Raw genomic sequence first — 13,922 nt, 5'->3', positions numbered from 1 at the left:
ACGAAGCGGGCTAAGGCCCGCTTTTTTATTGGGCCGAAGAGTCTTAATCTTTAATATTCTTTACATTTTGTCAGGCAAATGGTTTTTACTGTTTATATACTAGTGGTAAATACTTCCCGCCTTTGACGGTGAGCACAGTGATAAACAGGGGGCAAGGGATGTTGCTGGAAAAAGTAAAACGTTTTCGATTGTCGGCGGTGGCTTACTGCCTGGCACTCAGTTTCGCTCCGCTGTTTACGGCGCAGGCCGACGAGCCTGCCGTGGTTCCGTCCGATAGCTCGGCTTTTCAAACCGACCGGCCAACGGAGCTGAATCAGCCTTTAGCGCAGTCTACGGCAACGGCGACAATGGCCGGCACGCTGCCAACCAATACTCCTGGCATGTCTGCCGCGCAAAGCCGTTCGCAGCTTAGCGCCGGGCTGCCTGCGGGCTACACGCCGGTTTACCTCAACGCGCTCTCGGCTTTTTATGCCGCCCGGGACATGAAACCCATGTGGGAAAATCGCGATGCGGTTAAAGCCTTCCAGCAGCAGCTGGCGGAAGTGGCAATCGCGGGTATCCAGCCGCAGTTTAACCAGTGGGTAGAGTTGCTGACCGATCCTGCCGTTAGCGGCATGGCGCGCGACGTGGTGCTTTCCGACGCCATGATGGGCTACCTGCAATTCGTCTCCGGGATCCCGGTTGACGGCAATCGCTGGCTTTACAGCACCACGCCGTACAAATTAAAAACGCCTCCGCTGTCGGTGATTAATCAGTGGCAGGTCGCTATCGACCAGGGCACGCTGGTCAACTTTATCGGCACTCTTGCACCTCAACACCCTCAATATGCGCAGCTGCATCAGTCTTTAATCCACCTGCTGGCCGATACCCGTCCGTGGCCGCAAATGACCGGCAAAGAGACTCTGAGGCCGGGGCAGTGGAGTAATGATGTTGGCGCGCTGCGGGAGATTCTGGCCCGCACCGGCATGCTGCAGGCTCAGTCTTCGGGGAACGCGGGCACGCTGGCCGAAGTGACGGTAAGCCCCTCTGCGATAAATGTGGATGAGCCAGCCGCAGCGGCCGGTAAGAAAAAACCGCAGGCCGCCCGCGGTGTTTACGATCGTAGCCTTGTGGAAGGGGTTAAACGCTTCCAGCAGTGGCAGGGGCTCGGGTCTGACGGGGCCATTGGGCAGCTCACCCGCGACTGGCTGAACGTGACGCCACAGCAGCGTGCCTCGCTGGTGGCGCTGAACATTCAACGCTTGCGCCTGCTGCCGGATAAGCTTGATACCGGCATTATGGTGAACATCCCCAATTATTCGCTGGTTTACTATCTGAACGGCAATGAAGCCCTGGCTTCACGCGTTATCGTTGGCCGTCCGGATCGCAAAACTCCGATGATGAGCAGCGCGCTGAATAACGTAGTGGTCAACCCGCCGTGGAACGTGCCGCCGACTCTGGCGCGCAAGGATCTCCTGCCGAAGGTGCGGCAGGACCCGGCTTATCTGGAGCGACATGGCTATAGCGTGATTCGTGGCTGGAGCAATAATGCCGAAACCATCGACCCGTGGCGCGTGGACTGGGCGACGATTACCGAAAGTAATCTGCCGTTCCGTTTCCAGCAAAAGCCGGGGACGCAAAACTCGCTTGGCCGCTATAAGTTCAACATGCCAAGCTCGGATGCCATCTACCTGCACGACACGCCAAACCATAACCTGTTCCAGAAAGATGCCAGGGCGCTAAGCTCCGGCTGTGTGCGGGTGAATAAAGCGTCTGAACTGGCTAATATGCTGCTGCAGGATGCAGGCTGGAATGACTCGCGCATTTCAAGCACGCTTCAGGAAGGCAACACCAAATACGTGAACATCCGCCATAACATCCCGGTTAACCTTTATTACCTGACGGCGTTCGTCGGAAAAGATGGCCGCACCGAGTTTCGTACAGATATTTACAATTATGATCTCACCGCGCGATCTGGCGCACAAAACCTCGCAAAAGCCGGTTTATTAATCCGCTAAGCGCAACATTTCCAATGAATTAGTGGTCGTATAAAGTGTAAAACCCAGCCGGGCTCGCTACAGAGCCCGCTATTGCTGGGTTTTATCGCGCCTTGACTCACCGGATGCGGGCAGTTATGGTGCGTGGCAGTGCGCAAAAAGTGCATATTAAACCATCAATTTATTACTTGTAGACCTGGATATCATGGACAAATTTGACGCTAATCGCCGCAAGCTACTGGCTTTGGGAGGCGTGGCTTTCGGTGCCGCTCTCATGCCTTTGCCGTCGTTTGCCACCCTCTCGACGCCACGCCCGCGTATTTTGACTCTCAATAATCTGCATACCGGAGAGTCACTGAAAGCCGAGTTTTTTGACGGCAGAGGCTATATTCAGGATGAATTAGCAAGACTTAACCATTTCTTCCGGGATTACCGGGCGAACAAGATAAAATCCATCGATCCCTCGCTGTTTGACCAGCTTTACCGCCTGCAGGGGCTGCTGGGCACCAACAAGCCGGTGCAGCTGATTTCCGGCTACCGCTCTGTTGATACCAATAATGAACTGCGCGCCCACAGCCGCGGTGTGGCGAAGAAAAGCTACCACACTAAAGGCCAGGCGATGGACTTCCATATTGAAGGGGTTTCGTTAAGTAATATTCGCAAAGCAGCATTATCTATGCGCGCAGGTGGTGTAGGATACTACCCCAGCAGCGACTTTGTGCATATTGATACCGGGCCGGTAAGGCACTGGTAAAACAACGGAATCCGGCTTTTGTTGCCGGTAATGGAGCAGCATGAACTATCACATTATTCCGGTTACGGCTTTTGCCCAGAACTGTTCTTTAATTTGGTGCGAAGAAACGCAGCAGGCCGCGCTGGTGGACCCGGGTGGCGATGCGGCACGCATCAAGCAGGAAGTGGCGCAAAAAGGCGTAAAGGTCAGCCAGATATTACTGACCCACGGCCACCTTGACCACGTAGGCGCGGCGGCAGAGCTGGCTGCGGACTACGGCGTGCCGGTTATTGGCCCGGAAAAAGAAGATGAGTTCTGGCTGCAGGGACTGCCGCAGCAAAGCCGGATGTTTGGCCTCGACGAGTGCCAGCCTCTGACGCCTGACCGTTGGCTAAGCGAAGGTGAGAGCGTGTCCGTGGGGAATGTCACCTTGCAGGTGCTGCATTGCCCGGGGCATACGCCAGGCCATATCGTATTCTTCGATGAGGCTTCCCGCCTACTGGTTTCCGGCGATGTCATTTTTAAAGGCGGAGTAGGGCGCAGCGACTTCCCGCGTGGCGACCATGCGGCGCTGATTGACTCAATCAAGCGCAAACTGCTGCCGCTGGGTGATGATGTGACCTTTATCCCCGGCCATGGCCCAATGTCTACTCTGGGCTACGAGCGTCTGAATAACCCGTTCTTACAGGACGAAATGCCGGTCTGGTAATTCGTTTCTCTGTAAAACAAAAAGAGCCGCGATTGCGGCTCTTTTGCTATCTGCTGCTCTTACAGCACGGCAACGATGGCTTCACACAGCGGCGCCATGTTGTCCGGCGTCATACCGGCAACGTTAACGCGGCCGGAAGCGACGGCGTAAACGCCAAACTCTTCGCGCAGGCGCAGCACCTGCTCTTTGGTCAAGCCGCTGAACGAGAACATCCCGTTCTGGTTGATGATAAAGCTGAAGTCGCGGTTAGCGCCTTTCTCCTGCAGGGTATTCACAAACAGCTGGCGCATGCGGTGGATACGCTGGCGCATATCGGTCAGCTCTTGCTCCCACATGGTACGCAGCGCGTCGTTGCTCAGAATAGTAGCTACCACGGATGCGCCGTGTGCCGGCGGGTTAGAGTAGTTGGCGCGGATCACGGATTTAACCTGGCTGAACGCACGATCCGCTGCGTCTGCCTCGGCGGCTACCAGAGTGAAGGCACCAACGCGCTCGTTGTACAGGCCGAAGTTCTTAGAGTAGGAGCTGGCAACCAACAGTTCTTTGTGGCTGGCGGCAAAAATACGCAGGCCTTCGGCGTCTTCTTCCAGACCGCGGGCAAAGCCCTGGTAGGCGAAGTCAAACAGCGGCAACCAGCCTTTAGCCAGCGACATTTCGGCCAGCGTTTTCCACTGCTCGAAGGTCGGGTCGATACCGGTTGGGTTATGGCAGCAGCCGTGGAAAAGCACTACGTCACCGGCTTCAGCCGCCTGCAGGCTGGCAACCAGGCCGTCAAAGTCCAGGCTGTGGTTTTCCGCGTCATAGTACGCGTACTCTTTCACTTCCAGACCGGCTGAGTTAAACACGCTCTTATGGTTTGGCCAGCTTGGGTTGCTCACCCACACGCGTTTGGCGGAGGTGTTTTTAGCCAGGAAGTCGGCCGCTACGCGCAGCGCACCGGTGCCGCCAGGGGTTTGTGCAGTACGGGCGCGTTTCTCAGCGCTCAGCGCATTGCCTTTCCCGAACAGCAGCGCCTGAGTGCAAGTGCCAAATTCGGGAATGCCATCAATACCCAGATAGTTTTTGGTGGTCTCGTTTTCCAGCAGATACAGCTCTGCTTTTTTCACGCTTGTCAGCACCGGCGTTTTGCCGGTCTCGTCCTTATATACCCCGATGCCGAGGTTGATTTTAGTTGGACGGTCGTCGGCGCGAAACAGGTCGGCCAGACCAAGAATAGGATCGGCAGGGGCGGCGGTAATGTTCTCAAACATGACGGGTTCCATTAGTGATATCGGGGGAAATCGCTTTCAGGTTAACTGCTGTTTTACGAATTGCCAACCGTTTGCGACAAAAAGAAACGCTTAACGCTAACATCGGGTTTATTCTACTTTTTTGCCATAAAAAAACAGGGCCGAAGCCCTGTTTTTAAACGTTTCAGACAAACAAGTTGCTGAAATTAGAACTGGTAGGCCAGACCAACAGCTGCCTGGTCGTCAGTACCGATACCGTAGGTTTTCGCACTGTAGTCGTTTTCATCCAGCAGGTTGAAGCGGTAATCAACATACACGTTCATGTTTTTGTTGAAGTAGTAGGTTGCGCCCAACTGAATGTATTTAGCCAGATCTGCTGAACTTTGTGCACCATTCAGGCTCTTACCTTTGCTTTGTACGTAAGAGAGTGCTGGACGCAGACCGAAGTCGAATTGGTACTGTGCAACGGCTTCAAAGTTCTGAGTTTTGTTCGCCATTTCAGTGCCGGTGGTTGCACTGTCAACGATGGTCATGTTACGCGTTTCAGCATAAACAGTTGCCAGGTAGATGTTGTTCGCATCATATTTGGCACCGATAGCCCAGGATTCAGCATGCTTGCCGTTACCGTCACGGTTCTCTTGAGCATTAGTACGGTCTGAGTTGCTGTAGGCAGCAGACACGCCGAAGCCGCCAGCGAAGTCATAGGACGTTGAGTAAGCTACGCCATCACCGTTCTGCGCGTTGACGCTATGGTTATCCTGGTTTTTACCCTGGTACTGAACAGCAAAAGCCAGGCCATCAACCAGACCAAAGAAATTGGTGTTACGGTAAGTCAGCAGGCCACCCGCACGGCTGGTCATGTAGTTATCGGTGTATGCGCCACCCCAGGTTTCACCTGAGAAGTACGGTGCCATATCGGTATAGGATTCCACATCGTATACCACACCGTAGTTACGGCCGTAGTCCAGAGAACCAACGTCAGTGACTTTCAGGCCTGCAAAGGCAACACGAGTGTTGCCTGCGCTCTGCTCGCCTTCTGCTTTGTTAGCGGCAACGCGATATTCCCACTGGCCATAACCGGTCAGATCGCTGTTGATCTGAGTTTCACCTTTGAAGCCAATCTGGCCATAAGATGCGTCTTTGCTGCTGTTATCGCCATTACCTGAAGTTGTCCAGGAAGTACGGCCTACAGCTTTACCGTAAAAGTCCAGTTTGTTGCCGTTTTTGTTGTAGATTTCTGCAGCGTTAGCTGCACCGGCTACCAGCAGAGCAGGGATTACCACTGCCAGAATATTGCGCTTCATCATTATTTATTACCCTCATTGTGGTTTTTATGGACACCTGCCACTGCCGTCAATAATTCTTTACGGAACTATTGATGATAGTTTGGTGTCTTTCTGTATCTGTCTGGCATCTTTCCATCCATGAAACCGTTTCGCTAGCCTGAAAGTGCTACAAATGCGCACATTGAGTTTCAAAAAGAAAATATGTGTAACATTTTGTGTATTTGAGGGAACTTTGTGAACCATTTCAAATTTCGCTGTTTGCAACCCGGCAATGCGGGTTTTCTAAACATATATATATGAATTACTTATGTTTAATCCGCATAAAGCAAAATAAGCGCAAAAATCGATTTATAACTGTACGTTTTTTGACTTATTTTTGGACATCCAGATGTCTGAGCATAAAATAGACAATTGTGCTAAGCCATCCAGATGGCAAGCATATCCAGAGCATTGGAGCAACAATTTTGTGAATAATTGTGATGTGGAAACAGTTGGTAACTTGCTGGCGAGAGGATGGGGTTGAAATTGACGTTTGTTTAAGAATCGTTGAAGAAAAAATACTCTTTGTGGTGGGGCACAAAAAAGGCCAGCTGCTGCTGGCCTTTAGTAACAGTCAGAACTTAGAAGCTTGCGTTACGTGGAGTACGTGGGAATGGAATCACGTCTCTTACGTTCTGCACGCCGGTAACGTAGGCAATCAGGCGTTCGAAGCCGAGGCCGAAGCCGGAGTGCGGTACGGTGCCGTAGCGGCGCAGATCGCGGTACCACGAATAATCTTCTTTGTTCAGGCCCATTTCAGCCATGCGCGCGTCCAGCACGTCCAGGCGTTCTTCACGCTGGGAGCCACCGATGATTTCACCGATGCCAGGTGCCAGAACGTCCATCGCGGCGACGGTTTTCCCGTCTTCGTTAAGGCGCATATAGAAGGCCTTGATGTCCTTCGGATAGTTTTTCACAACTACCGGTGCCTTGAAGTGCTGTTCGGCCAGGTAACGCTCATGCTCGGACGAGAGATCGACGCCCCAGTAAACCGGATTTTCGAACTTCTGGCCGCAGTTCAGCAGGATTTCAACCGCGTCGGTGTAATCCACCTGTGCGAAGTCTGCGGAAATGAAACGCTCCAGGCGTTCAATCGCTTCCTTATCTACGCGCTCGGCGAAGAACTGCATGTCGTCCATACGCTCTTCCAGCACCGCTTTGAAGACATACTTCAGCATGGCTTCCGCCAGGCCCGCTACGTCATTCAAATCGGCAAATGCAACTTCCGGTTCCAGCATCCAGAACTCAGCCAGGTGGCGGCTGGTGTTGGAGTTTTCCGCACGGAAAGTTGGGCCAAAGGTGTAAATTTTGGATAACGCACAGGCGTAGGTTTCGCCGTTCAGCTGGCCGGATACGGTCAGGAACGCTTCTTTACCGAAGAAGTCTTTATCGAAGTCCACTTTGCCTTCGGCGGTGCGCGGCAGGTTTTCCAGATCCAGCGTAGAAACGCGGAACATTTCGCCCGCGCCTTCGGTGTCGGAAGCGGTGATCAGCGGAGTAGACACCCAGAAGTAGCCGTTTTCATGGAAGAAACGGTGCAGCGCCTGAGCCAGAGTGTGGCGAACGCGAGCAACCGCGCCGATCATATTGGTGCGCGGGCGCAGGTGAGCCACTTCGCGCAGGTATTCGATGCTGTGGCGTTTTGCCGCCATCGGATAAGTATCCGGATCGTCAACCCAGCCGGTCACTTCAACTTTGCTGGCCTGTATTTCAAACGCCTGGCCCTGGCCCTGAGACTCAACCACTTTACCGGTGACAACGACCGAGCAGCCGGTGGTCAGGCGCAGAACGTCTTCATTGTAATTGGGCAGAGAATTATTAATGACGGCCTGTACTGGAGAGAAGCAGGAACCGTCATAGACGGCGAGGAAGGAGATACCAGCTTTTGAATCTCTTCGAGTACGCACCCATCCGCGCACGGTGACTTCGCTGTCAACGGCGGCACGGCCCTGGAGTACGTCGGCTACAGGCACAACGCTCATAGTTTTCTCTCTATTAAATGGTCAATGACAAAAAAAATAGTAACCCATATAGGGGGGTTATCTATGTTACCTGTCACGCGCCATCAGACAAGCAGAATTCGCGTTGCTTACGAAGAAATAAAGGAAAGGAAGGAAAGCGGCGAAGAGTCGGTTCACTCTTCGCCTGTTATCTCTGAATCAGCTGGCTTTTTTGACCAGCGGCAAATCAAACGCTTTGCGCAGGGCGCGCACGAAGGCTTTATCATGGCAGATGGTTTTGCCTGGGCTGTCGGAAAGCTTGGCAACCGGTTTGCCGTTGCACTCCACCAGCTTAATCACGATGTTCAGCGGCTTAACCTGAGGAATATCGCAGGTAAGGCGGGTGCCGATGCCGAAGCTCAGATTAACCCGTGCGGAGAAGTGGCGATACAGCTCCACCGCCTTGTTTAAATCCAGGTTGTCGGAAAACACCAGCACTTTGCTGAGCGGGTCGATCCCCAGCTTCATATAGTGAGCGATAGCTTTCTCGCCCCATTCTACCGGGTCGCCGGAGTCGTGGCGCAGTCCCTGATAGCGGGTGGCAAACTCGTGACCGAAATCGCGCAGGAAGGCATCCATGGTGATGCAGTCGGTAAGCGCGATGCCCAGTTGGTCCGGATATTCATCAAGCCACGCCTGCAGCGCCGCCCGCTGGCTATTGGCCAGCACCGGGCTAATTTGCTGATGGGCCTGGAACCATTCGTGGGCCTGAGTGCCCATCGGTGTGAGATCCAGACGGCGGGCAAGATCGTAATTGCTGGTGCCGATAAACCACGGCTCCTGCTTCAGGCGTTCGACGATGGCCTGCTGCACTTCACGGGAGAAGCGGCGGCGAGTGCCGAAGTCCATCAGGCGGAAGCGGGAAAGATCCAGCCCGGAAGTCAGAGTATTGAATTCGCTGAGCTTGCTCTCAAGATGATCGAGCGCCATTTGCGGCGTGACGCCGGGCGCGCGATGTTGATGAACAACTTCGCTAATCACCGCCAGCAGCGGAACCTCCCACATAATCACTTCTCGCCACGGCCCGCTCAGGCGGATATCTAAGTGGCCATTATTATTGGTCACCTGAACCTGGGAAGGGTCGTAACGGAAGTTGCGCAGCCAGTCGAGATAGTCGGCCTTAAAAAAGGGCAGGCTTTTTAGCCAGTGAAACTCTTCGTCACTGAGGCGCAGATGCTGCATAGCAGCCACCTGGTCACGAATAGCGTCAGCATGAATGCCCAGCAGATCGTCACCGCGGCAGCGGAATTCCGCCGCGACGTCAACGTCGTAATAGCGGTGAAAAACAGCTTGCTGCATATGAAGCTTATAGGCATCAGTATCCAGCAGCGTTTGCAAAATCGGGGAAGCGTGTCGTGTCATGGCGCGTTTCAGCATCCTCTCACAGGAGCGTTTCCATCAGGTCCGGGCAAATAAAGACGCGGGAGTATACCCTGATTATCTGTTTATTGAAGCAGGATCACAACATATGGCAGGGGAAGGGGGGATGGCAATTTGTGCCGCATAGGCCAAAAGCCGGGTACAATGCCTTGAATCACCTGATGTTTAGGGTACTAAACAAAATGTGCGGCAACAGGATCAGCGCCGTCTTTACCTGCGCCATTAAGCCGGAGGAGACAGTCCTTGCGCCGCTAATATTTTTTTGCATCACATGCGAAAGATGAAGATTCTGCGTGGCAACATTCCGGCAACAGGAATAGACTGAAGCTCGTTATCTTACGGACGATGTATAAGGTTTTTTATGACACAACAGCCACAAGCCAAATACCGCCACGACTACCGTGCAGCGGATTATACGATAACCGATATCGATTTGACCTTTGACCTGGATGCCGAAAAAACTCGGGTCACCGCCATCAGTAAAATTACCCGCCAGGGCGCTGCCGATGCGCCGCTTCATCTGGACGGGGAAGACCTTACCCTTATTTCTATCGACGTAAACGGCACCGCCTGGCAGCATTATCGTCAGGAAGAGGGCGCCCTGATTCTGGAACAGCTGCCGGACAGCTTTACGCTGACCATCGTTAACGAAATTAGCCCGGCGAGCAATACCGCGCTGGAAGGGCTGTATCAGTCCGGCGAGGCGCTGTGTACCCAGTGTGAAGCCGAAGGTTTCCACCATATTACCTGGTATCTCGACCGCCCGGACGTGCTGGCGCGCTTTACCACGAAAGTGATTGCCGATAAGAGCAAATACCCTTATCTGCTGGCCAACGGCAACCGCATTGCCGAAGGCGAACTGGAGAATGGCCGTCACTGGGTGCAGTGGCAGGATCCGTTCCCAAAACCTTGCTATCTGTTTGCCCTGGTCGCAGGCGATTTCGACGTGCTGCGCGATAGCTTTAAAACCCGTTCAGGCCGTGATGTTGCGCTGGAGCTGTTCGTGGACCGCGGCAATCTCGATCGTGCCGACTGGGCGATGACCTCCCTGAAAGCCTCGATGAAATGGGATGAAACCCGTTTTGGCCTCGAATACGACCTCGACATCTATATGATTGTCGCCGTCGACTTCTTTAATATGGGCGCAATGGAAAATAAAGGGCTGAATATTTTCAACTCTAAATACGTCCTGGCCCGCGCTGAAACCGCAACCGATAAAGATTACCTCGATATCGAGCGCGTTATCGGCCATGAATATTTCCATAACTGGACCGGCAACCGCGTGACCTGCCGCGACTGGTTCCAGCTCAGCCTGAAAGAAGGCCTGACGGTATTCCGTGACCAGGAGTTCAGCTCTGACCTCGGCTCCCGTGCGGTAAACCGCATCCAGAACGTGCGCACCATGCGCGCGATGCAGTTCGCCGAAGACGCCAGCCCGATGGCGCACCCGATTCGCCCGGACAAAGTTATTGAGATGAATAACTTCTACACCCTGACGGTGTATGAAAAAGGTTCCGAAGTGATTCGTATGCTCCACACTCTGCTCGGCGAAGAGAACTTCCAGAAAGGGATGCAGCTCTACTTCGAACGCCACGACGGCAGCGCAGCAACTTGCGATGACTTCGTGCAGGCGATGGAAGATGCTTCCAACGTTGACCTGTCGCACTTCCGCCTCTGGTATAGCCAGGCGGGTACGCCGGTGGTAACGGTTCGCGACGACTACAATCCGGAAACCGAGCAGTACACGCTTACCATCAGCCAGATGACGCCGCCGACCGCGGAACAGCAGGAAAAACATCCGCTGCACATTCCGTTTGATATCGAGCTGTACGACAACGAAGGCAAGGTTATTCCGCTACAAAAGGATGGCCACCCGGTACATCATGTGCTGAACGTGACCCAGGCCGAGCAGACCTTCGTCTTCGATAACGTTTACTTCCAGCCTGTACCTTCTCTGCTGCGCGAATTCTCTGCGCCGGTGAAGCTTGAGTACAAATGGAGCGACCAGCAGCTGACATTCCTGATGCGCCACGCGCGTAACGATTTTTCTCGTTGGGATGCGGCGCAGAGCCTGCTCGCGACCTATATCAAGATTAACGTTAACCGCAGCCAGCAGGGCCAGCCGCTTTCGCTGCCGCTGCATGTAGCGGACGCCTTCCGCGCCATTCTGCTGGATGAGAAAATCGACCCGGCGCTGGCCGCTGAGATCCTGACTCTGCCTTCGCAGAACGAAATTGCCGAGCTGTTCCAGACCATCGACCCGCTGGCGATTGCGGAAGTTCACGGCGCGCTGACCCGCACGCTGGCGTCGGAGCTGGCGGACGAATTCCTCGCCATTTACAACGCCAACAAGCTGGAGAGCTATCGCGTTGATCACGGCGATATCGGCAAGCGCGCGCTGCGTAATACCTGCCTGCGCTACCTGGCATTTGGTGATGCTGAACTGGCAGAACAGCTGGTGCGTGAGCAGTACCAGCAGGCGGATAACATGACCGATTCCATCGCCGCGCTGTCCGCCGCCGTGGCCGCTCAGCTGCCGTGCCGCGACGAGCTTCTGGCTCACTATGATGAGAAGTGGCACAAAGATGGCCTGGTGATGGACAAATGGTTTGTGTTGCAGGCGACCAGCCCGGCGAGCAATACGTTGAGCAAGGTTCGCGAGCTGCTGAATCATCGCTCGTTCAGCCTGGGCAACCCAAACCGCGTGCGCTCCCTGATTGGTGCCTTTGCGGCCAGCAATCCGGCGGCGTTCCACGCCAAAGACGGCAGCGGTTATCAGTTTATGGTGGAAATGCTCACCGAGCTGAACAGCCGTAACCCGCAAATTGCCTCGCGCCTGGTTGAGCCGTTGATTCGCCTGAAGCGTTACGATGCCGAACGTCAGAGCAAGATGCGTGCGGCGCTGGAACATCTGAAAGGGCTGGAGAACCTCTCCGGGGATCTGTTCGAGAAGATAGCTAAAGCGCTGGCTTAATCTTTGCCCCTCACCCTTCCCGGGTGAGGGTATAAACTTAGCCGGTGCGCACCGCGCGTACCGGTTCTTCCGTACTTCGCTTCATCACTCTTGCCAGTACCTCGGCCTCAAGTTCGGCAAGCTTCACCGACCCCAGCCGTCGTGGGCGCGGTAAATCTACCGTCAAATCTAAACCAATCTTGCCTTCTTCTATCAGCAGCACCCGGTCTGCCATTGCCACCGCCTCGCTAACATCGTGGGTAACCAGCAGAACGGTAAAGCCGTGCTCTTGCCAAAGGGAGACGATCAGCTCCTGCATTTCAATGCGGGTTAACGCATCCAGCGCGCCGAGCGGCTCATCGAGCAGCAGCAGGCGGGGGCGGTGGATTAGCGCGCGTGCCAGGGCGACGCGCTGTTTTTGCCCGCCTGAAAGCGCTGCGGGCCACTCGGAGGCTCGGTTTTCAAGGCCCACTGCGGCCAGAGCATCAAGCGCTGCGTCACGCCAGCTGCCTTTAAGCCCGAGCCCGACATTATCGATAACCGTTTTCCACGGCAGCAGCCTGTCGTCCTGAAACATCAGGCGCGTATCGTCCTGGCTGTCGCGCAGCGGCGCGTTACCGGCCAGCAGCGAACCGCCGCCGGGCTTCTCCAGCCCGGCAAGCAGGCGCAGGAGGGTGCTTTTCCCCCCGCCGCTGCGCCCGACTACCGCCACGAACTGCCCGGCCGGTATTCGCAGTTCCAGCTGGTTGAGTATGGTTTTATCGCCGTAACTTTTACTCACATTGCTAAGCAGCAGCGGCGTACCCTGGTTTAAACGAGCAGTACTCATGCCGTTTCCTCCTTTAATTGATAAGCCGGATGCCAGCGCAGCCAGGCACGTTCCAGCAGCTGGGCGCTAATATCGGCGAGCTTGCCGAGCAGGGCGTAAAGAATAATGGCGACGACAACAACGTCGGTTTGCAGGAATTCCCGGGCGTTCATCGCCAGATAGCCAATCCCTGAGTTAGCGGAGATAGTTTCTGCGACAATCAGCGTCAGCCACATCAGCCCGAGCGCAAAACGCACGCCCACCATAATCGACGGCAAAGCGCCGGGCAGGATGACGTGAATAAACAGGCTAAAGCCCGACAGGCCATAGCTGCGCGCCATTTCCAGCAGCCCGCGGTCAATATTACGGATGCCGTGCCAGGTGTTGATATAAATCGGGAACAGCGTACCCAGCGCCACGAGGAAAATCTTTGCGCTCTCATCGATGCCGAACCAGAGGATAACCAGCGGGATCAGCGCCAGATGAGGGACGTTACGCAGCATCTGAATCGAGCTATCCAGCAGGCGCTCGCCCCAGCGCGAAAGCCCGCTTATCAGGCCGAGAGCCAGCCCCAGCGAACCGCCGATGCTAAAGCCTACCAGCGCACGCCAGGAGCTGATCGCCAGATGTTGCCACAGCTCGCCGCTGGCTGAGAGGCTCCAGAACGCCTGCACCACGCCCTCCGGGGAGGGCAAAATGCGGGTAGAAAGCCAGCCGACGGAAGAGGCTAACTGCCAGAGGACGACTATGGTTATCGGCAAGCCCCACGGTGCGAGGCGCAGCAGCAGTTTGCGAGTAGATGCTTTCAT

The 13,922-nt window shown here is 54.8% G+C and carries 10 protein-coding genes; 4 read left to right on the top strand and 6 right to left on the bottom strand.

Features of this window, described 5'->3' with window-relative positions; all coding sequences use genetic code 11:
* Positions 1-158 precede the first annotated feature (158 nt).
* From ldtD to ACG1VR_RS15630, 3 genes are all read left to right on the top strand, one after another.
* The gene (ldtD, locus tag ACG1VR_RS15640) at positions 159-1,997 is read left to right on the top strand and encodes a L,D-transpeptidase (RefSeq protein WP_395489272.1); all 1,839 of its coding nucleotides are present in this window, start codon (positions 159-161) and stop codon (positions 1,995-1,997) included.
* A gap of 184 nt (positions 1,998-2,181) precedes the next feature.
* The gene (locus tag ACG1VR_RS15635; RefSeq protein WP_016535637.1) at positions 2,182-2,730 is read left to right on the top strand and encodes a YcbK family protein; all 549 of its coding nucleotides are present in this window, start codon (positions 2,182-2,184) and stop codon (positions 2,728-2,730) included.
* A 40-nt stretch (positions 2,731-2,770) separates the two neighbouring features.
* Positions 2,771-3,418, top strand: a complete 648-nt coding sequence (locus tag ACG1VR_RS15630; RefSeq protein ID WP_016535638.1) for an MBL fold metallo-hydrolase — start codon at positions 2,771-2,773, stop codon at positions 3,416-3,418.
* Positions 3,419-3,477: 59 nt separating this feature from the next.
* Here ACG1VR_RS15630 and ACG1VR_RS15625 read toward each other — a convergent pair whose 3' ends face one another.
* The 4 genes from ACG1VR_RS15625 to pncB form a co-directional block, all read right to left on the bottom strand.
* Positions 3,478-4,668 (bottom strand): amino acid aminotransferase, encoded by a 1,191-nt coding sequence (locus ACG1VR_RS15625; protein WP_039898046.1) that lies wholly within the window; start codon positions 4,666-4,668, stop codon positions 3,478-3,480.
* Positions 4,669-4,853: 185 nt separating this feature from the next.
* Positions 4,854-5,954, bottom strand: coding sequence for a porin (locus tag ACG1VR_RS15620; RefSeq protein WP_016535641.1), 1,101 nt, complete (start codon positions 5,952-5,954; stop codon positions 4,854-4,856).
* Positions 5,955-6,553: 599 nt separating this feature from the next.
* On the bottom strand, positions 6,554-7,954 hold the full coding sequence (gene asnS, locus ACG1VR_RS15615) for an asparagine--tRNA ligase (RefSeq protein ID WP_016535642.1): 1,401 nt from the start codon (positions 7,952-7,954) through the stop codon (positions 6,554-6,556).
* A gap of 177 nt (positions 7,955-8,131) precedes the next feature.
* Positions 8,132-9,334, bottom strand: a complete 1,203-nt coding sequence (gene pncB, locus ACG1VR_RS15610; protein ID WP_395489271.1) for a nicotinate phosphoribosyltransferase — start codon at positions 9,332-9,334, stop codon at positions 8,132-8,134.
* A gap of 379 nt (positions 9,335-9,713) precedes the next feature.
* Here pncB and pepN point away from each other — a divergent pair, with 379 nt between their 5' ends.
* Complete coding sequence (pepN, locus tag ACG1VR_RS15605; RefSeq protein WP_016535645.1) at positions 9,714-12,326, top strand: aminopeptidase N; 2,613 nt, start codon at positions 9,714-9,716, stop codon at positions 12,324-12,326.
* A gap of 37 nt (positions 12,327-12,363) precedes the next feature.
* Here pepN and ssuB read toward each other — a convergent pair whose 3' ends face one another.
* Together ssuB and ssuC are read right to left on the bottom strand one after the other, a co-directional pair.
* Positions 12,364-13,134: an aliphatic sulfonates ABC transporter ATP-binding protein gene (gene ssuB, locus ACG1VR_RS15600; RefSeq protein ID WP_395489270.1), complete on the bottom strand. Its 771-nt coding sequence runs from the start codon at positions 13,132-13,134 to the stop codon at positions 12,364-12,366.
* Complete coding sequence (gene ssuC / locus ACG1VR_RS15595) at positions 13,131-13,922, bottom strand: aliphatic sulfonate ABC transporter permease SsuC (RefSeq protein ID WP_395489269.1); 792 nt, start codon at positions 13,920-13,922, stop codon at positions 13,131-13,133. The genes ssuB and ssuC overlap by 4 nt, the downstream gene beginning before the upstream one ends.

This window comes from Cedecea davisae (assembly GCF_044095835.1).
GTDB classification, from domain to species: domain Bacteria; phylum Pseudomonadota; class Gammaproteobacteria; order Enterobacterales; family Enterobacteriaceae; genus Cedecea; species Cedecea davisae.
Note: the sequence above shows the minus strand (reverse complement) of the source record. Positions and strands in the feature narration are given on the sequence as shown.